Genomic DNA, 18,755 nt, shown 5'->3' with positions numbered 1-18,755 from the left:
AAAAAGGGAGGCCCGGGTGGCCTCCTTTTTTTTATTTTCAATTCCCCAAAATCCCCTGTGGGAGCGAGCCTGCTCGCGAAAGCGGTGTGTCAGTCAACAAATCTGCCGGATGTAAAACCGCCTTCGCGAGCAGGCTCGCTCCCACAGTTTGAACGGTGTTGCCTTTAGATGTGGGACAATACCCGCCACTTTCAGCCATACCCGAATCGACCACGCCCATGAACGACCCCCGCACACCCAAACCTGCGCGCAAGAAGCCTGACTCCGCGACCCCGGCCAAAGCCGTCGAACCGCGTGAAAAGGCCAGCCTGCACCCGCGCAATCGCCATCAGGGTCGTTACGACTTCCCGGCGCTGATCAAGACCACGCCGGAACTGGCGAAGTTTGTGATCACCAACCCGTACGGCAAGGAAAGCATCGACTTCGCCAGCCCCGATGCGGTGCGCGTGTTCAACCGGGCGCTGCTCAAGTCGTTCTATGGCATCCAGCATTGGGACATCCCGGCGGATTACCTCTGCCCGCCGGTTCCGGGCCGCGCCGATTACGTACACTTCCTTGCGGATTTGCTGGCCAGCATGAACGACGGCAAGGTGCCACGCGGCGCGATCGTCAACGTGCTGGACATCGGCATGGGCGCCAACTGCGTATATCCGCTGATCGGCAACAGCGAATACCGCTGGCACTTCCTCGGTTCGGAAATCGACCCGACGGCCGTGGCTGCCGCCCGCGCCATCGTTCAGTCCAACGACCTGAACAAAGTCATCCAGCTGCGCCAGCAGGAAAACCGCAAGCACATCCTGATTGGCTTGCTGGAGCCGGGTGAGCGCTTCGACCTGACCATGTGTAACCCGCCGTTCCACGCCTCGATGGACGAAGCGACCAAGGGCAGCGAGCGCAAATGGCGTGCACTGGGCAAGGCTGATCCGAAACGCAAACTGCCAGTGCTGAACTTTGGTGGCCAGTCTGCGGAGCTGTGGTGTGAAGGTGGCGAGGCGCGTTTCGTGACGCAACTGATCGCCGAGAGCGCGAACTTCCAGCATAAGGTGCTGTGGTTCAGCACACTGGTGTCGAAAGCGTCGAACCTGCCGGCCATCGAAACTGCGCTGAAAAAGGCCGGTGTGCTGGAAAGCCAGGTGGTGGAGATGTCTCAGGGCCAGAAGCAGAGCCGCTTTGTGGCGTGGACGTTCCAGACCAAGTCCGAACAGCAGATCTGGCGCCGCGAGCGCTGGGTTCGCTAAACACTGCACAGACGGACACAGATCAATTGTGGGAGCGAGCTTGCTCGCGAATGCGGCGCATCAGTCAATTCAACTCTGACTGACACACAGCCTTCGCGAGCAAGCTCGCTCCCACAATGGTTTATGGTGGTCATGAGTCCGCCATCAAATCGCAGACACAAAAAAACCGTGCCCGGATCACTCCGGTGCACGGTTTTTTATTGCTGCGTCTTACTTGTTCACAGCGTCGGTCAGGCCTTTGGCCACAACCAGCTTGATCACTTTCTTCGCAGGGATTTCGATGGCAGCGCCGGTCGAAGGGTTACGGCCAGTGCGGGCAGGACGCTCGGTCACTTTCAGCTTGCCGATACCTGGCAAGGTGATTTCGCCGCCGTTTTCCAGCTGATCGGCAACGATTTGGCCCAGTTGGTCCAGAGCGTTACGCGCGGTGGTTTTCGGCGCGTCGATAGCTTCAGCGATGTCGGCGATCAGTTGGTCTTTAGTAAGAGCCATGTAGTGTTCCTTCCCTATCAAATTCATATGGATTGCAGAGTGCAGTGTCAGCCATCGAGCCCGATCTTCTGGATCTGGCACCCTCGGCGATAACCACGACGAGTCGGGTTATAGATACCGAAATCAGGGTTTGGTTCGACCTGACAAATGCTGAATGCACGCTTAACGCAGTGACTTCGCGTAAGACCGGGCAAAACTAGCACAGAGACGGGGAAATATCCGCCTCTAGCTACCCATTTGGTCAGCTTTATTGCTCTAAATCGGTAAATAACTGCATAAGGCCGGTCCCGCGCCCCGGTTTTGCCCTACAACCCGCGCCAAAACCAGTGGTTGCGGTACACTGGGCGCTTTTTCGGGGGAGCCTGCCCTCCTCCCTTCCAACAGCCGAGAAGCCCATGCCGATCCGTCATTGCATCGTCCACCTGATCGACAAAAAACCCGACGGCACGCCCGCAGTTCTGCACGCCCGCGACACGGAACTGGCCGAGTCTGCAGCCATCGAGAACATGCTCGCCGACCTCAACGAGAGCTATAACGCCAAACAGGGCAAAGCCTGGGGCCTGTTCCACCCGGAATCTGGCGCGTTCCCGTTCAGCGGCTGGCTGAAGGAATACATGGAAGGCGGCAAAGACTTCACCGCTTTCAGCAAAGTCGCGGTCGAGCATCTGCAGAAGCTGATGGAAGAGTCGAACCTGTCGGTCGGCGGCCACGTCCTGTTCGCCCACTATCAGCAAGGCATGACCGATTACCTGGCAATCGCCCTGCTGCACCACAGCGAAGGCGTGGCGGTGACCGATGAGCTGGACGTGACCCCGTCGCGCCACCTCGACCTCGGCCAATTGCATCTCGCGGCGCGAATCAACGTTTCCGAGTGGCAGAACAACAAGCAGTCCAAGCAGTACATCTCGTTCATCAAGGGCAAGAACGGCAAAAAGGTCTCGGAATACTTCCGCGACTTCATCGGCTGCCAGGAAGGCGTCGACGGCCCGGGCGAGACCCGCACGCTGCTCAAGGCGTTCAGTGATTTCGTCGAAAGCGAAGACCTGCCCGAAGATTCCGCTCGCGAGAAGACCAAGACCTTGGTCGATTACGCCAGCAGCCAGGCGAAACTTGGCGAGCCGATGGGCCTGGAAGAACTCTCCGAGCTGATCGACGAAGAACGCCCGAAAGCCTTCTACGATCACATCCGCAACAAGGATTACGGCCTGTCCCCGGAGATTCCGGCGGACAAACGCACCCTGAATCAATTCCGCCGCTTCACCGGCCGCGCCGAAGGCCTGTCGATCAGCTTTGAAGCGCACCTGCTGGGCTCGAAGATCGAATACGACGAAGAGGCTGGCACGCTGGTGATCAAAGGTTTGCCGACGTCGCTGACCGATCAGTTGAAGCGGCGTAACTGATGCTCGGCAATGTGCTGAAGAAGGTCGCGCTGGTTCTGCTGGTGGTCGTGGTTTATCAGAACTGGGGCAAGATCGAGCGGGTGTTCAATCCGTCGCAGATGGTTGCAGAGCAGACGCGCGCGCAAGCCAACGTCGTGCTCTACGCCACCGACTGGTGCGGCTACTGCAAGCAGACCAAACGCTTTCTCGACAGCAAGGGGATTCCTTTCAAGGAGTTCGATATCGAGAAGGATTCCGAGGCGCGCAAGGCATATGAGGCATTGGGCGGGCGCGGGATACCGTTGATCGATGTTAACGGCACGTTGATTCGCGGATTTGACCCGGACGAGATTCTCGCCGCCCTGAAGTAACAACAAGATCAAAAGATCGCAGCCTGCGGCAGCTCCTACATGAGATTTGTGTAGGAGCTGCCGCAGGCTGCGATCTTTTGCTTTTAGCTGGCTTCGATGCGGAAACCAAAGCGCGGGAAGTGCACATGCACCACGCCGCCACGCTGGTCTTCGCGACGAATGATCAACTCTTCACTGCCGGCAAACAGCAACTCACCCACCACCGGATCAACCCCGTAATCCGTCGCGGCAATCGCCACCTGCTGACCAGCCTTGAATCCATTCGGATCTACGAACTGCTCGTCTGGCAATCCCGCCGGTGTCGCATTGCGTGCAACTTCCAGCGCCTCTTCCGAAGTCATCGCACTCGCCGCGCCATGGCCAAAGCCCAGCACTCGGCCCAACCAGGCCGCAACAGCCGGATACTCATCCACCAGCGGTGCCGTGACATGAGTTGCTTTCAGGAACCACATGGGATGCGCCAGGGCAAAGTCGGCAATCGACGGTTCGCCGAACAGGAAGTCGCCCTGCTCGCGCTGCAACTGCTGCTCCAGGCGAGCCATGATCGTCGGCCATTGATGTTTGGCTTGTTCGACAGACAACCGCGTGGCGCTGCCACCACTGAACAGACCGGCGCGGTCGGCAATAAAAGCCTTGATCGCTTCCGGCGGCAACTTGGCGAAACGCACCGCCACCGACTCCGGCTGGAACACCAGACTCACCGCATGTTGAAACACCACCGAATCAGCCCAAGTGGCAAAACTCGCGGAGGTGAACTCCTGACCTTCAGGGAAGAACGCCGGCAACGCCTTTTCCTGCTCCAGACGACGGGCGATCAGCGAAGTGTCGCAATAGATGTCAGCGCCAATCTGCAGCACCGGTGTCTTGCGGTAGCCACCGGTCAGAGCCGTCAGATCCGGTTTCGGCATTACCGGCGAGATATGCACCGAGCGCCACGACAAGCCTTTGAAGCCCAGCAGCAGGCGGGCCTTCTCGGCAAATGGGGAGGTCGGGTAATGATGCAGAATCAACTCGGACATGCTCGGCTCCGCCGCTCAGAAAGTGAGCTGGCAGCTTAGCGTGCATTTGCTTAGCAGCCTACAGATCTGCCTGATGATCTGACACCTTGCAGGCGTTAAATTCGCACTATATTAGGTTTTACAGCTGAGCGGCTCGCAGCTTCAGATGGCGATTTACGGAAGATGAGATAGCGCTGAGTCCGTTAAAGCACGATAAAAAGGCCGGAGTCTGCGTCATTGCGGGGAATTGCGGATGGAGCTTGTAACATCAAAGAAGAATTTAGTAATCGCAGGGCAACCATACGAGGGCTTCCCTATTCTTCTTTGGAGCTCGATGGAGAGTTGCGTTCCGGTAAATAAATTTTTTCGCCACTACCTGCTCCGCGGCGCAATAGGATCTAAGCGTTCGTGGCTTAGCATCGGGCGCGCCCTCTACGATTTCTTCAGTTTCCTTCAAGCGCATGAATTGGACTGGCGCGATGTTGATCGTGGCGAGGCGAAGAGCCTAGTGGCAGCCTATCGGGACTATTGCCTGATGACGTGCAAATTAGCACTCACCACCACTCGTCAGCGGCTGACTTATATCTGCAAATTCTACGAGTACGCCCTAAAAGAGGGGTGGGTGAAACGACGTCCCTTTGCTCTTGAAGAACGCACCGTAAGGCGCAAACCAGGCTTCTTAGCACATCTCGATACTAATGGTGGCAGGGTCATGGCGAACAACGTGATGCCCCGAACTGACAGGACTCTGCCAAAGTTCCTTCATATATCCGAAATACAATCACTACTGGCCGCAACGGAAAACCCACATCACCGAATGATGATGCGACTGGCTCTACATACTGGCTTGCGCCGTGAAGAAATCGCCTCCTTCCCGCTCGCCTATGTCTTCGATCCGGACAAGGCCAAAGGAACCGAGCGCAACATTCGAATTCGGCTCGATCCGTTCGATGGCAGCGGCATGGTGACCAAAGGTAGTAAGTCGCGAACTATTTTCGTCAGCAGGCAGTTCATGGGCGAACTCTATCGCTATATGACGAAGATGCGAGGTGAGCGCTCATTGGTAAACAACCGCTCGCCACAATCGCTGTTCCTCAACCATTGTGGAAAATCCTATAGTGCCGACGGCAAGAGCCTCAACCGGATAATTAAAATTTGCGGAAAACGGGCTGGAATTAACGTCCATATGCACATGCTCCGGCATTCATACGCAACCCATACCTTAGTCAGCCTCCAGCGCAACCCTGCGAGCGGGCTAGAGCCATTGGTATTTGTTCAACGCCAACTTGGGCACAGTTCAATCCAAACGACCATGGTTTACCTTCACTTAGTAAACGAAATGGCAGACGAGGCAGTGTTGGCGTATGACGATGAACTGAACGCGTTGGCGGAGGCTCTACTATGAGCAAACGCAAAGTTTTTACTAAGACCGACATAGGCGTCCCCGAGATCGATCATACCCACGATTTGAAAGGGAATGTGGTTATTTTGTCCGATGTAGTACCTCCTACCAACACCCGAGTTAAATTCGGAAGAAACGCCTCAAGTCGTCGTAGTTTTGATTTTGCTCGTTGGTACGGCGTAGGCATTGACCCCATTACCTACGCATGCCAACGCCAGGTTGAGCGCTTCTTAGTTGGCCAAGAAGGCGCTCCCACCCGAAGCAGCGTGGCCAACATTTGTCACGCGGGACTAAACAAATTCCTCGAATTTTGCGCATTACGCAGTAGCGCTCTTTGCCGTAATTTGGCCTTATCCGACGTCAATCGAAACTTGATTGATGGTTTTCTCGCTCACTTAGCACTGCAAACTGTAGTTGTTATTACACAGAAAACTTATTACACAAAAACCAAGTCGGTGTTGGTAGCCCTGGGACAGCGCGGGCTAATACCTCTGGTCATCTCCGGTGATGATGCAACCTTTCCGCGTAGCCCCTTTCCTAACAGCAATCGCACAGCGAAGGGCGAAAGTGCGCTGAGCAAACGTGAGCGGCAAGAATTTATCGTTGCATTGCAGCAGGCTATAAAACCTATATGGGACGAAGATGTTACAGTAACCGGAGAACTCTTAGCCTACGCGCTTCTGATCGTGGCGCTGTTCACAGGACGCAATACCACGCCATTATTGGAAATGGACCGCAACTGCCTACGTCCACATCCTAAAGCTAATATGGTCTTCCTAGTCCTATGGAAACGGCGTGGCTATAATACTAGTAAGGTGGCTCTCCGCACCGCGTCAACCGAACGTAATTTGGAGTTTACACCTAGCATTAGAACTAATGTAGAGCAATTGATTCGCCGAGTCATGGTTCTAACTGAATACCTCGATGAAGAAGCCCCCAACGACCTCAAAGGTCGAGTATGGCTGTATCGAAGTCGGCGTGATAAGCAGGTCACTGCGTTGATTGAAGAGGTTTTGAGAGCCTCGATAATTCGACTTGTAAAGAAGCATAATTTAAAAAATGCCGATGGAAATCCATTGCACGTCAATATCTCACGCCTGCGTAAAACGTTTGCCAACCGCATTTTCGAGATAGCCAATGGCGATTTAGCAATTACCGCCGCCAGTCTCGGCAATACTTCTCAGGTGACAGATCAAAGTTATTTATCGGTCGGCGAAAATGCTCGCTGTAACTGGAAATTCATGGGCGAGATACTTGTCCAGGAGTTGCTAACCGAAAGAATCGGCTCCACCTACAAAGATACTCCTATGGGGCGCTGTACAGATCCCGTAGAAGGTCAATATGCACCAAAGCGTGAAGGTGCTACCTGCATGAACTTCATGAACTGTCTTCGTTGTAAACATTACGCAATAACAGCTGAAGATTTGTACAAGTTATTCAGCTTCTATTTTCGCGTCCTGGCGGAGCGATCACGCATGGACAAGCGACGCTGGGCGCGAGAGTACGCCCATATCCCCCGTTTGATTGATCACTACATCGTTGCTGAGGGTCTTCGGCGTGGCACTTTCAATACAGTAGCCGTGGAGGCAGCCCGTGAGCGCGCGCGAATCACGCCGCATCCATTCTGGTCGGTTGATCTAATCGATAGCCTGGAGGTGTTTGCATGAACGACGACATGTTGGCGAAACCTTGGGGAAACCTTGCTATCCAGCCGGAAGATGTGCGCGAAACCCGAAAATCCGATCTCGATGCCCTAATCATCAGCGCTATTCAAGTCGATGAGCGTTGGGTCATCCTTAGTCGCTATGAGGATGACATTTGGCAGCTAACCGGATTTACCACCAATGTGACTATCAACAAAACACGTCTTAACTTTAATACTATGCCTCCGGCGTTTCGGGCATTGATGAAAGCAATTATTTACCGTTATCTACGGCGCGGACGCCGAAGTGCAGATCAGCCAAAAGGCAGTATGGTTAGACAACTTTTTACCGACGCAAGGCCATTTTTTCGTTACTTGGAGCAGCAGGGAATAGATCATTTTGGAGCGGTGCCCCCCCTTATATGCGCATCCTATGTGGCTGCCAGCAAAGCGCAATTACAAACCAGAGGGTCCACATGTAAACCCCTATCGGCGCGTGCGCTTCAAGCACGCTTCGTCGCAGTTGAGGCGCTCTATGAACTAAGCCAGTACACAAACGACAGGATGCTGGAGCACCCATGGCCCGACACCTCCGCGAAACAAATGGCGGGGCTTATCGGTAGTTCACAGGGAGGCTTGACCCCGCTAATTCCCGACGATGTATTCTGCACTCTATTCAAGCGGGCCTACGAAAAAATTGAGAATGGCAAGCAACTGCTTGAACTTCGTGACACCCTGTATGAGGTCGCGTTACGACGACAATCGCAATCAACCGCGTCCATCAATCAAGCTAAGAACCGCCGTCTACAGATACTAGGTTGGGAAGGTGGCCTAAGATCCTTAAACAGAGCACTAATCGACCTGCGAACGGCATGCTACATAGTTCTGGCTAGTACATCAGGCTGCCGCCAACATGAGTTGACGAATCTCCAACTTGGAGCCTCCCACCGCACTGAAGACGATGATGGCAATATCTATCACTGGATGCGCTCACGGTCAGAAAAAACATATGTCGGAATCCATAACTGGATGATACCGGAGGCCGCTGTGCGTGCGCTGCGCATGATGGAGCGATGGTGCGCACCTTATCAGACCGTTATCGCAACCGAGATTCTGCAGAGACGCCGTGCAAACCCTCGTGACCCGCAAATAACCGAGGCACAAAAGCATCGCCATGCACTCTTTCTTAGCGAACATCACAGATTGGGCAATCACGTGAGGACGCTAACAAATGTGGCCCTGGGGATGAATCTGAAAACGTTTGCCAAGGATTGCGGACTGAGCTGGGATCTCGCTAGCCACCAATTTCGCCGCAAGTTCGCCAACTACGCTGCGCACAGCCGCTTCGGCGACTTACGTTACCTCAAAGAGCATTTCGCTCACTGGACACTGGACATGACCTTGGGCTATGCCTATGACGACAGTTGCGGACAGCAATTAGATCTTGAGCTTTACGCAGACGTCCAAGATGAGATGGAGGATATAAAACTAGGTGTCGTAAACAACTGGCTAGAAAATACACCCCTAGCCGGGAACTACGGCCGCTCTATAGAGCAATGGCGTCGAGACCCGAAAAATCTATTGATCTATAAGGATCGTGCCTCGATGGTGAAGTCCATTGCCGAGAGTACTGCAATTCGAAGCAACGGCCACGCTTATTGCACCGCGGACAATGACGGATGCATAGGCAATACTCTTGAGCGAACACGATGCGCGAACTGCAACAACGCCGTAATCGAACCACGTCACGCAGTAATTTATCAGCGACTCTACGATGATCTTAAAGAGCTGCTGCATTGCCAGAGCATTGGTGAGAGCGGGCGCCTCCGAGTTGAGCGCGACCTTAATCGGTGCCGCGACGTGCTTATTCATCTGGGAGTTAAACCGGAACTATTAAGCATATGAAACCCATAACTTATTCCGCAAAACACAAACAGGCAGAAGATCGAGAGAAAGATCTTAAACTCGCCCTCCTGCGTATTCGAAAGGGTCGTTCGCGTAATAATGAAACCAAGGTGACTATCGCCGCAGTTGCTCGCGAGGCGGGAGTATCCGCAGCGTTGATCCACAACTATTACCCACGCATCGCCGAGGCCATTCGCGAGGCCCAGAGTAACACCATTGAATCCATGCGTAATAAAAAGCAGCGAGACTTAATTGCCGAATGCGAGAAATCAGCCAACTACCGTCAAGAGATTAACGAACTGCGGACAAAGGTCGCCCTTCTCGCATCCATAAATGAAGTTCTATTGGACGAGAATCGCGCCCTTAAAGAAAAAATGACCGAGCTTACAGTTGCAAATCTAAAACTTAGATGCCCCTCTACTTGACCCTCCCTTTCAACCACGCGGGAAAATGCCGTTGGCATACGAACAACCATTTTTGAAGCGCACTACTGAAACTTTAGAACAAAATCATGGAATTTCATACAGCATGAATAATCCTGCGATAGACATTACCCCCAGAATCCACTCTCAATCTTAACCAAATTTTCAAACACCTCCATCTCATAACCAGATATCACCGCAGCACGGGGGTTTAGCCCACCATATTTTATAGAAGGCTTGCTCAACCAGCGCTCCGCGAGCTCTTGATTGCCGAACACATACAAAGTGCGCCTTAAAAGCGAGCTTTCAATTTCATTTATAACTTTTGGATTACGACCTAAAACCACAATCGATGCTCGAACATAAAGTGAAAAAAAATCATAGAAAGAAGCACCACGTTTATTTGATGCTGATTGCAGTAATTGCGATTGAACCTTCCCACAAAAAAGGGTTGCGGGAAACTCCCCGCCCTGAATAAGAGTTAATGCCGAGTACAAACTCGCTAAAACCCATCCTAAAGGAATAATTTTCAGCCGCTCATTAAGAGAAATGTAAACATAGACAGCACGCTGTATCGGACAGACTATACTTCCCGACCTCACTATATAAAACCTTATCGCATCTACTACCTCAGCTTTACCGTCGACCAAAAACCCATCCAAATACCCATAGATTTCCGCTTCACCAGTAAACTTCAAAACCTTCAAATAAAGCCTTGTTACCTCCTCTAAATAATCATCCCCATCCACCCCTTCAAGTGCGTTAGCGGACATGCTTGAAAAGTTGGAGCAGCCACAATAAAAACTAAAATCTCCCTCCTTAACCAAAGAAGAATTACTTCTAGGATTCACAGCCTTATCGATCCACAATCCTCCCACCTCGATACTAATTTCGCGCAGAACTTCCAATCTGCGTGTAACCATCGAATCTGAAAAAAACCCGAATTCATACTTCATACATGACCTCCTTGCTAAAGCAAAACAAAGCAAAAATATCCGAAAATATGAAAGTGATTTTTAAAATTGCAAATTAATACACAGTATACCTAAACATATAGGCTTTTCAAAAAACGTCTCCAAAATACGCAATCCAAAGTTCCTCGAACTGATATTGCATTTTATCGATCTGACGTGCGCACTCCGCCCATGGGACAAGATTACATTGTATTTTTTTGCGCCAAGGGATTGCCGCTAATAGCCTGGAGTCAAAGAAACCTTCGAAATTCACTGCAAGCAACACCAGTACGCTCAGCGTACTCATGCACGGTACATCTACGGTTGCGTGATAAACTGTTTGATTTACGGCAACCAATTGTTTTTTATAGATATTATTTAAACAACTCAAAACCTCTGCCATAGATACGTCGCTTGACGTGATGCAAGTTCGAAAATAATTTGCTCTAATCTGGTGAAATCGGAGTCGGCTTGCCCCCTCTCCTCGGCTTGAATGGAATCGACAGCATGCACAGCGAATACTCACTGACCGACGTTTTAGAAAGGATCTATCACAATCAACTCGCGCTAGAAGCGGCTCTCATGGAACTCACCCTATGGGTGGAGCGACGAGAGCCAGGAGACGTCGGTGAAAACGTGCGGGCATCGTTAGATACCATTGGTGAAAATGCAGGCTATATCAAGCAAGGGTTGGCACGTCTAAGGGGCCTAGAATCGCGCTAATCACCCGCTGCAACCATTACCTTGAAATGCACTGGGAGTGCCAGGAGGCATAGGTGTCAAAACCTTGGCAACCCGTATCACGCTCTCGTCACCCAGTTTTGTAATGTAATGCGTTACGCTTTTGTGGTACGGACCCCATGGCCATGCCACAGCCTGCAGTTCAGATCTCAGCCCAAGATATACCGGTGTCATTAGCTACAGGCGCCTGACGCTCACATCACAACATCAATGTGCCATCAAAGCCGTTTGGGTGTAATCTAACAGTAGGCGTGATTGCTGCAATGGATATCAAACTGAGATCTGCATTTTGCAGAAGTTTAGAACAGAAAAATTTACTATCGACAAAAATTTTGTCGATAGTATACATTTTTCACAACTTGCATATGCTCTAGGGACTTTTATAAATTGGCTAAGAAAAAAGTTAAAATAAAATCCCGCACAAGGATATCAAGCGACCCCAACATCTACATGAGACGGCATGGCGAAACAATGGCTAACGTTGGGTACAGAATTGTAACTCAACTCAAAACACTTAGCGACGCCCGCAGACTTGATCAGATTCTAGAGCTCTCCAAGAGCAAACAACTGCCATCCATGCTAGTCCCAATTTACCAAAGTAAGAATCACTACCATATAGTGAGTGTCAAAAATCATGTTTCTCAAGAAAACTATATTTATTGGGCTTTAGGCTTATTTCATAGATGCGCTACAGAACTTAAAAACTTTAACGAAGCACGCATAAACTTTAATGCTGAACTGCTAGCAGGACACGCAAATAATGCACTGGACTACCTGAGCAAAGCAGACGCCATCAGTATTAGTTGGTGGGCAATAGAAAACAAAGTCCACATTTTAAAAGAGTTAAACAGAGAATCTGTTAAAGAATACATCCAAAACATCAAGGATAGCTTTCCCAACCATGATGTCTCCAGCAGAATTAAAGAAATTCTGCTAATGTCTGAAAGCAGTTCTATTGGAGTTTTTGCGGGAATCTTAGATTCACAACTCAATGAGTACCGAGCCTCGGGAATTGAAAGCGCCATAGAATATGGCGCTGTTATTTCGTGCATGCAACTACCTATCTCGTTCGACCCAGATAGAAGGCTGACGCTAGATCAACTATACCTTTACCGGATGGAATCAGTAATTGATCAATATATACTTTTCAAAACAATAATATCAGAAATTTATTTAAAAGATGGCAAGATTGACACATTCCTTATAGAAAAGATTCGAAACCTTGCTGATCTTCTCGATGATGAAGAACTCAAAAGCTTGATCGTAGATAATAGTTCAACTACAGACGACCAACTGCATCCAACAATGCTTAAAATAGTGGATGACTATACTCACGGTGCTTACGACAACGTAATCAATTCAGTCGTCGATCTTATAAATCAAAGATCGCAGATACCTGTAGGACTAATAGAGATATTTGCAAGATCAAAGCTTTACAACAATGACCGCTCCGAGAAAACCTTATACGACCATCTATCTAATAGCTTTGCAAGCATCCTTATGCTTGAATCGAATAGTGATGAGCGGATTGAATATTTACATAAGATGTGCGTTAAATTTCGAAATGAATTGTGGTCAAAGTCGTTGATGTTCCATCTTTCGTGCGTACTAGAGGAAGTTGTTGATAGCTCCGTGATAGAGCTGAGTAGAAAGGATACACGCGCGCTAGGGCCTTTCAATACGCCTAAAGCAAACTCTCAAAATCACACGCTAAGAGTGGTACTTGACTCACGCGCAGACCAAATTCCGATTGAAAGAACAATCAGGCACCAACACGACGCACAGTCAGTCAGGGACCTAGATCGCACCCAGTTCCCGATTTTATCAGACTTCCTTAAAGTTCAGTCGAGACAATATAAAAATACCAAAAGCTGGATGAAGCTAATTAACTTCGCCATCGACAACTACTTTCTAAACAAATTTTCCTTTTATCATCTCCCCATGAATGTCATCTGCCGAGAGGTTTCTGACTTAGAAAAATCTGACAATGCGACTATGATTTCATGCCTGATAATATTGGACATTTATGGCAAAGAGATAAATGGCGCATACGACGAGATAAAATCCGAGTTATTCGTTGACCTACTAGATGCGAACAGCACACATAAACCAACAGACTTATTTGACACAAATAATATAGGCAAGAACGAAGCTTACTACCTAAGGAATATTTGCATATCATCTCAGCTAGACAATGTCGGTGCTTACAAAAACAATGATGAAGTAATCCATGAACGCGTCGCCATACTAGATAAATTAATTCTAACCTTCCCCAGCGACAGTGAAGAGCTCAAATTGGAGAAGGATAAGGTTCTCGAAACTTTATTCTCAGACAAACTTAGAGCAAAAATTGAAACTGGCAAACTTTTTGTAGACGTACAAGCGCTAGAGACGCATAGAAAACAATCATATAAAACTCTCTTTGAGCAAGCAAAGTCCATCGAAGGGGGCACCGTACTTGACCCTATAAACTTAAAAGAAGATATCAACAGACACTCTGCTGATATTCTAGAAATCACAGCCGACAATTCTGGCCTGCCTAGGGCTGTCACTTCCAACGAAAAAACAAGCATTTTATATAAGATATTTAACAATACCGCCAGAGACTTTGCCCTAAATGAAAATTACGGTCTCGATAAATATCTCAGTGCAGAAATCAGACACACTGTATTCATTACACAACTTAGAGCATGTTTCGAAAAAGCACACTTGATTACGGTGGAAAAAAAAGGCGACTACTTGCCCAATATTTTTTGGGATGACAAATACTCCTACCTATCAACGCCCATCAAAGATGAGGTTGATCAGCACTTTAAAGATTTTTCAAGAAATATAGATGCAATACTTAAGAAAACAAATAATTTTTTTAGAGTAACCGTTGATGGCTTCGGAATTGACGAATATATCTTTGATTTCTCGGCGTACTATCACCGTCTAGTTGAGATCTCTAAGCTAATTGATGCGCACAGTAACTTTGAAAGTTTTTTCAATGCTTTGATTGACTTTATGTGGGAGCTGTCTGCTGAGCATGCAAAAAAAGCGCAAACGCTAATCAACGATACTCTTCACCCCCAAATACTTAACGAAATTCAGCTCCTTGAAAATAAAATAACTTTAACCAAGGCTGGCGCCCCTATGGGCGAATTGATGCAAGAGATTAAGAATTGCAGATCCAACTTCAGCAAGGAAATAGAATTAGTTCTTAATTGGTTTCGATTCGTGGGAGCAGATGGAGCAAATACTCTTGAAAAATTGGCTGTAGTCGTTGACGCATCAGTAACTTCTTTTAAATCAATTTACAGCCATAAAGGCGCACAAATTGACTTTAACCAACCGAGAAAAGAACTCACCTTAAACTATCGCGAAAGCCGATCACTTTTTATTGCATTATTCACTGCAATAGAAAACGCGGTAAAGTATCGTAAATCAAACTCAATTGTGAGTATCGACTGCTATTCTGAAGAAAGAAAGGAAATCATAAAAATAACAAACCTTATAGAACCTGAAACATTTGGCGATAGAAATGAGTTCATGACCAAACACAGGTCGACCTGGAACGAAAAAAACTCTAATCTAAGTAGAGAGGAAGGTGGTAGTGGACTTTATAAAATCTACAACCTCCTACACAATTCCTCCCCAGGATTTTCGTTCGATATCAACATAGATGAGAATAAATTCTACGCAATAGTGGAGCTGAAGCATGAAAGTTTTAATAATAGAAGACAACCACCTGAAGAGAGAAAAGATATTTGATTATCTTACACAAGAGTTTGAGGTTGAGATATTTGAGGCAGCCTCCTATAACAGCGGCCTTGCCATAGCTACTGAGCGACAGTTCGACTTTATAGTCTTGGATATGAGCATGCCGACCTTTGATCGGACAGATACCGATAGGGGCGGGCGTTTTAGGACTTTGGCAGGAAAAGACATCGTCACTAGATTAAAAAAACTTAATCGCTTGAGTCCCTTCGCTGTATTGACTGGATATACAGACTTTAGTGACGAAACAAAAAACCTTAACATTGATGAAATCAATGACTTACTAGCAGTTATGGGAGATTATTATAAAGGGATAGTTTTTTTTGATTCAACAAACTCGGTGTGGAAAGAAAAGCTTTCAGGGATCATAGAGCGCTTATAAATTGATAAAAATTTTGATTGTTGACGACAGTGAAACAAGAGTTGAATTAATCGTAGACTTCATAGAAAAGGCCCATCCTCCAGGCTCACTCTATATTAAAGTCTGCGGCTCCTCTGATTTGGCACGTCAAGAGCTACTTGAGCATTTCGACCTTCTTGTACTAGATGTTCTATTACCGAAAAAGGTTGAAGGGACTCCATCGGCGGTGAATAGCACAAAGCTCCTTTCAGACATATGCGATCCGAATAAAAAGTATATTCGACCATCTCTTACAGTGGGACTTACAGCGGATATTGAGTACCTACAGAAGCATCAAGGGGAGTTTCAAAAGAACGCTATAGTTGTTTTAGATGGTTCAGTATCTAATATTGACTGGCTTGATACTTTAGGGGAGCAGATACAAAGCCTTATAGGTGCTAAAAGAAAAATTGTTCGTCAAGAGGTAGATAGACTGTTAATTACAATTCATGGCATCAGAACTTTTGGAAAATGGCAAGAAGCGTTAGGCAGTTCGATGCAAGCCTATTCCAGGGATTTTGAGTTTGTAGATGTAAAATATGGTTTTTATGACATTGTTTCTTTTGCGATACCGTATTTAAGAAATCGGAAAGCAAAGCAAGCATCACGACAGGTAATATCGGCTTTAGAAGCCAATCCAAGCAAACAGGTCTATATCGTCGCTCATAGCTTTGGTACATATGTCTTGCTGGAAGCGCTAAAAACAATCAAAACGCCAGAAGTAGTAAAATGCGTCATAATGTGCGGCAGCCCCCTACCTCATAATACTGACATTAGCCACATATTAAGATGTTCAAAAATAACTATAAATGAATGCGGTATCAACGATGCAGTTCTATTATCCTCTAGGTTACTGCTTTGGGGCACGGGAGACGCTGGTAGAGTAGGATTCAGAACTCAACACTCACGAAAGTTTATGAATCGTTACTATAAGGGCGGACATTCTTTATATTTTGAAGACTATGAAAACTCTTCTTTCTACAATAGGTTTTGGACGGAAACGTTGACATTGGACGTTTCGCCTATACCTCACGATGACCGTAAGCCCTACTTTGGGCACGACCTTGTTGACCTTGCTGTAAAAGTAATAACCATAATAAAACCATTGTTTTACATTGGCGGTGCAGCTGCGATAATTTACGCTTTAACTATGCGATAAACTTTAGAACAATTAAACAATATATCGTTATGAGATATTACATGCGTTCCCTTACGCCATAGTATTTAGTAAACTCACTACCCTCAAAGTGGCTGGTCGTTTTAGAATAGACACGCTTCTCAGTATGGTTACCGAGCAGCACTGAGCTTAGAAGCTCACTAATCGCTGGCGAGAGAATCAATAGCGAAGTACACGTTAAGCTTTCCGCAGACTCGCCTCATATAAAATTAGTTATATACACTCTCAAGCTAACCATGGATATGCAAGATGCTTAAGATACCCACACTTGATTCAAACACTATTTGCGCTCAAATAAAGCTCGCAGAAGACATGCTATTGGTAACTCAAATGGAACTAAAAAATGTGCAATATCAGATGGTTGAAGCCAAGGCAGATGAGCTGAGAGCGAAAGCTTTAATTGAATTCCTTGAGCGCACTGATGAACGGAAAGACAACTTGTATGCGTTTAGTTCATTTCGAGACAATTACATGTCCGCTGGTTTCGGCGGGATTAAAGTCGAGGAGTTAGACGAACACATGGACTACCTCAACCTAGTTATTTCCAATGCCCGCTCGAAAGAAATTGAAGTGCAGAACTTAGAAAATATGGAGATCTTGCTTAAAAAGGATATCGACCAATTGAGAACGGTTGCTAGCGTAGGCTTCAGGAGTTATTACAACTATCTGGCAGTGAAAGACATTTGGTGGGGAAAGAGTGCGCTATGCAATCCTCATAGATACTCCCGGGCGACCTGAGATAGTTTCCGTCTTAGCGAAGTTTGACTTCCTGTCTAGAACTGTGAAAAAGGCATACCATCCAGCTCAATCTTTGCAGAGTCCGTTTGCGGTCGGCAACTCCTTCGCGCAGGTCATGGGGTAGAACATTCTGTGTTTGAGCGTCGTACCATATCAATATGTCGGTGAGTTTCGTACTACCACGCATCCACCGTCGGAGGATTTAATATTTCATTCTTCACAAAAAAAGTCACAAAATACCAGTCTACTCAACCTTCTGATTTGCTTAATTAAATTTATAACTAACTGTTAACGAGGCACCAGAACTGATGGGAACCAATCAGTCAGATTGATAAGACGCCACCAGACATTCCTTGGCGCCTTTCCTGAGTTTTTTGATCAGGCGTTCCTGACGCAACGCATCGCTTTTATCGCGGCACAGTTCGGTATAGACCAGCGCCATGGCCGGGCTGGAGAGGAAGAACCGTGCGCCTTTGCCGCTTTGGTGCTTGGCGAAGCGGCGCACCGGGTCGTCGCTGATCCCGCAATACAACGAGCCATTGGCGGCACGCACGAGGTAAACGAACCAGGACTTGCTCACGGGTTCGGCAACTTCGACAGATTTTTCGCTAAGGCTGGTCACTTCGGGATCAAGGCGTGTAGGAAACAGGCGGCGATCTTATCAGCGACCGGCCTGAAATGCCTTCAGTCCCTTCAACGCCTGGGCACGCACGGCGTTGCGCACCAGCGGCGTCCAGCCCAGCAACAGGCCTTTGAAACCCAGGGCCTGACGCGACCAGCGCCACAGATCGAAGTGATCGTGGTGCTCGCAGATCTTGCCGTCACGGAAGACGAAACGGGCCTGGATATCGTTGATAACGATATTGCCGGTCTGGCTGAACAGGTAGGTCGCGACCCAATGCGCGCCGCCGCTGCGCTCATCGGCGCGGACATTATCGAAAGTCAGCGAGAAGTCCTTGGCACGGGTGGTGAGCATGCGCCACATATCGCCGGCATCGCGCCCGCGCAGTTCACCGAAGGCCGGATCACTGAACACCACGTCATCGGTGTAGCAGGCGGCCATGGCTTCGGCGTCCAGGCGCTGGAAGGCCTGGTAGAAGCGGGTGATCAACGCGGCGTGGGCTTCACTCATGGGCAA

General features: G+C 48.4%; 18 protein-coding genes. 12 read left to right on the top strand and 6 right to left on the bottom strand.

What is annotated here, in order from left to right; translation table 11 throughout:
- The first annotated feature begins 218 nt into the window (after positions 1-218).
- On the top strand, positions 219-1,238 hold the full coding sequence (gene rlmF, locus ACZZ0G_RS17120) for a 23S rRNA (adenine(1618)-N(6))-methyltransferase RlmF (RefSeq protein WP_463556915.1): 1,020 nt from the start codon (positions 219-221) through the stop codon (positions 1,236-1,238).
- A 210-nt stretch (positions 1,239-1,448) separates the two neighbouring features.
- On the opposite strand, the gene ACZZ0G_RS17115 is transcribed toward rlmF, so the two are convergent.
- Positions 1,449-1,730 carry an HU family DNA-binding protein gene (locus tag ACZZ0G_RS17115; protein ID WP_003221909.1) on the bottom strand — a complete coding sequence of 94 codons (282 nt, stop codon included), beginning with the start codon at positions 1,728-1,730 and terminating at the stop codon, positions 1,449-1,451.
- A gap of 395 nt (positions 1,731-2,125) precedes the next feature.
- Here ACZZ0G_RS17115 and yejK point away from each other — a divergent pair, with 395 nt between their 5' ends.
- The gene (yejK, locus tag ACZZ0G_RS17110) at positions 2,126-3,130 is read left to right on the top strand and encodes a nucleoid-associated protein YejK (RefSeq protein ID WP_016984999.1); all 1,005 of its coding nucleotides are present in this window, start codon (positions 2,126-2,128) and stop codon (positions 3,128-3,130) included.
- The gene (locus tag ACZZ0G_RS17105; protein WP_463556914.1) at positions 3,130-3,480 is read left to right on the top strand and encodes a glutaredoxin family protein; all 351 of its coding nucleotides are present in this window, start codon (positions 3,130-3,132) and stop codon (positions 3,478-3,480) included. Before yejK ends, ACZZ0G_RS17105 begins: the two co-directional genes overlap by 1 nt.
- 83 nt (positions 3,481-3,563) lie before the next feature.
- Here the strand turns inward: ACZZ0G_RS17105 and ACZZ0G_RS17100 are convergent, their stop codons facing one another.
- Complete coding sequence (locus ACZZ0G_RS17100) at positions 3,564-4,499, bottom strand: glutathione S-transferase family protein (RefSeq protein WP_463556913.1); 936 nt, start codon at positions 4,497-4,499, stop codon at positions 3,564-3,566.
- 232 nt (positions 4,500-4,731) lie between these two features.
- On the opposite strand from ACZZ0G_RS17100, the gene ACZZ0G_RS17095 reads away from it, so the two are divergent.
- The 4 genes from ACZZ0G_RS17095 to ACZZ0G_RS17080 are packed head-to-tail and all read left to right on the top strand — an operon-like array spanning position 4,732 to position 9,852.
- Positions 4,732-5,883, top strand: coding sequence for a tyrosine-type recombinase/integrase (locus ACZZ0G_RS17095; RefSeq protein ID WP_463556912.1), 1,152 nt, complete (start codon positions 4,732-4,734; stop codon positions 5,881-5,883).
- Positions 5,880-7,547 carry a hypothetical protein gene (locus ACZZ0G_RS17090; RefSeq protein WP_463556911.1) on the top strand — a complete coding sequence of 556 codons (1,668 nt, stop codon included), beginning with the start codon at positions 5,880-5,882 and terminating at the stop codon, positions 7,545-7,547. Before ACZZ0G_RS17095 ends, ACZZ0G_RS17090 begins: the two co-directional genes overlap by 4 nt.
- A complete protein-coding gene (locus ACZZ0G_RS17085; protein ID WP_463556910.1) occupies positions 7,544-9,427 on the top strand; it encodes a site-specific integrase in 1,884 nt (627 codons plus the stop codon). Before ACZZ0G_RS17090 ends, ACZZ0G_RS17085 begins: the two co-directional genes overlap by 4 nt.
- On the top strand, positions 9,424-9,852 hold the full coding sequence (locus ACZZ0G_RS17080; RefSeq protein WP_463556909.1) for a TetR family transcriptional regulator: 429 nt from the start codon (positions 9,424-9,426) through the stop codon (positions 9,850-9,852). The genes ACZZ0G_RS17085 and ACZZ0G_RS17080 overlap by 4 nt, the downstream gene beginning before the upstream one ends.
- Positions 9,853-9,977: 125 nt before the next feature.
- On the opposite strand, the gene ACZZ0G_RS17075 is transcribed toward ACZZ0G_RS17080, so the two are convergent.
- Together ACZZ0G_RS17075 and ACZZ0G_RS17070 are read right to left on the bottom strand one after the other, a co-directional pair.
- Entirely contained in the window at positions 9,978-10,805 is an 828-nt protein-coding gene (locus tag ACZZ0G_RS17075; RefSeq protein ID WP_463556908.1) for a hypothetical protein, read from the bottom strand.
- 106 nt (positions 10,806-10,911) lie between these two features.
- Positions 10,912-11,205, bottom strand: coding sequence for a hypothetical protein (locus ACZZ0G_RS17070; protein WP_463556907.1), 294 nt, complete (start codon positions 11,203-11,205; stop codon positions 10,912-10,914).
- Between the two features lie 104 nt (positions 11,206-11,309).
- Here ACZZ0G_RS17070 and ACZZ0G_RS17065 point away from each other — a divergent pair, with 104 nt between their 5' ends.
- The 5 genes from ACZZ0G_RS17065 (at position 11,310) to ACZZ0G_RS17045 (ending at position 17,617) form a co-directional block, all read left to right on the top strand.
- The gene (locus tag ACZZ0G_RS17065) at positions 11,310-11,525 is read left to right on the top strand and encodes a hypothetical protein (RefSeq protein WP_463556906.1); all 216 of its coding nucleotides are present in this window, start codon (positions 11,310-11,312) and stop codon (positions 11,523-11,525) included.
- 405 nt (positions 11,526-11,930) lie between these two features.
- Positions 11,931-15,296, top strand: a complete 3,366-nt coding sequence (locus tag ACZZ0G_RS17060; protein WP_463556905.1) for a histidine kinase — start codon at positions 11,931-11,933, stop codon at positions 15,294-15,296.
- The gene (locus tag ACZZ0G_RS17055) at positions 15,244-15,684 is read left to right on the top strand and encodes a response regulator (RefSeq protein ID WP_463556904.1); all 441 of its coding nucleotides are present in this window, start codon (positions 15,244-15,246) and stop codon (positions 15,682-15,684) included. The genes ACZZ0G_RS17060 and ACZZ0G_RS17055 overlap by 53 nt, the downstream gene beginning before the upstream one ends.
- Before the next feature lie 13 nt (positions 15,685-15,697).
- Positions 15,698-16,861 (top strand): hypothetical protein, encoded by a 1,164-nt coding sequence (locus ACZZ0G_RS17050; RefSeq protein WP_463556903.1) that lies wholly within the window; start codon positions 15,698-15,700, stop codon positions 16,859-16,861.
- Between the two features lie 267 nt (positions 16,862-17,128).
- Positions 17,129-17,617: a hypothetical protein gene (locus ACZZ0G_RS17045; RefSeq protein WP_463556902.1), complete on the top strand. Its 489-nt coding sequence runs from the start codon at positions 17,129-17,131 to the stop codon at positions 17,615-17,617.
- A gap of 319 nt (positions 17,618-17,936) precedes the next feature.
- Here ACZZ0G_RS17045 and ACZZ0G_RS17040 read toward each other — a convergent pair whose 3' ends face one another.
- Complete coding sequence (locus ACZZ0G_RS17040) at positions 17,937-18,239, bottom strand: GIY-YIG nuclease family protein (RefSeq protein WP_463556901.1); 303 nt, start codon at positions 18,237-18,239, stop codon at positions 17,937-17,939.
- Positions 18,240-18,278: 39 nt separating this feature from the next.
- The gene (locus tag ACZZ0G_RS17035; protein WP_077571232.1) at positions 18,279-18,749 is read right to left on the bottom strand and encodes a nuclear transport factor 2 family protein; all 471 of its coding nucleotides are present in this window, start codon (positions 18,747-18,749) and stop codon (positions 18,279-18,281) included.
- Between the last annotated feature and the right edge of the window lie 6 nt (positions 18,750-18,755).

Source organism: Pseudomonas sp. AC169 (assembly GCF_979258515.1).
This window is presented reverse-complemented; position numbering and strand designations above follow the sequence as displayed.

Excerpts from the sequence above, each read along its gene's own strand:
- rlmF (WP_463556915.1), top strand. The coding sequence starts at position 219 with ATGAACGACCCCCGCACACCCAAACCTGCGCGCAAGAAGCCTGACTCC.
- ACZZ0G_RS17115 (WP_003221909.1), bottom strand. The coding sequence starts at position 1,730 with ATGGCTCTTACTAAAGACCAACTGATCGCCGACATCGCTGAAGCTATC.
- yejK (WP_016984999.1), top strand. The coding sequence starts at position 2,126 with ATGCCGATCCGTCATTGCATCGTCCACCTGATCGACAAAAAACCCGAC.
- ACZZ0G_RS17105 (WP_463556914.1), top strand. The coding sequence starts at position 3,130 with ATGCTCGGCAATGTGCTGAAGAAGGTCGCGCTGGTTCTGCTGGTGGTC.
- ACZZ0G_RS17100 (WP_463556913.1), bottom strand. The coding sequence starts at position 4,499 with ATGTCCGAGTTGATTCTGCATCATTACCCGACCTCCCCATTTGCCGAG.
- ACZZ0G_RS17095 (WP_463556912.1), top strand. The coding sequence starts at position 4,732 with ATGGAGCTTGTAACATCAAAGAAGAATTTAGTAATCGCAGGGCAACCA.
- ACZZ0G_RS17090 (WP_463556911.1), top strand. The coding sequence starts at position 5,880 with ATGAGCAAACGCAAAGTTTTTACTAAGACCGACATAGGCGTCCCCGAG.
- ACZZ0G_RS17085 (WP_463556910.1), top strand. The coding sequence starts at position 7,544 with ATGAACGACGACATGTTGGCGAAACCTTGGGGAAACCTTGCTATCCAG.
- ACZZ0G_RS17080 (WP_463556909.1), top strand. The coding sequence starts at position 9,424 with ATGAAACCCATAACTTATTCCGCAAAACACAAACAGGCAGAAGATCGA.
- ACZZ0G_RS17075 (WP_463556908.1), bottom strand. The coding sequence starts at position 10,805 with ATGAAGTATGAATTCGGGTTTTTTTCAGATTCGATGGTTACACGCAGA.
- ACZZ0G_RS17070 (WP_463556907.1), bottom strand. The coding sequence starts at position 11,205 with ATGGCAGAGGTTTTGAGTTGTTTAAATAATATCTATAAAAAACAATTG.
- ACZZ0G_RS17065 (WP_463556906.1), top strand. The coding sequence starts at position 11,310 with ATGCACAGCGAATACTCACTGACCGACGTTTTAGAAAGGATCTATCAC.
- ACZZ0G_RS17055 (WP_463556904.1), top strand. The coding sequence starts at position 15,244 with ATGAAAGTTTTAATAATAGAAGACAACCACCTGAAGAGAGAAAAGATA.
- ACZZ0G_RS17045 (WP_463556902.1), top strand. The coding sequence starts at position 17,129 with ATGCTTAAGATACCCACACTTGATTCAAACACTATTTGCGCTCAAATA.
- ACZZ0G_RS17035 (WP_077571232.1), bottom strand. The coding sequence starts at position 18,749 with ATGAGTGAAGCCCACGCCGCGTTGATCACCCGCTTCTACCAGGCCTTC.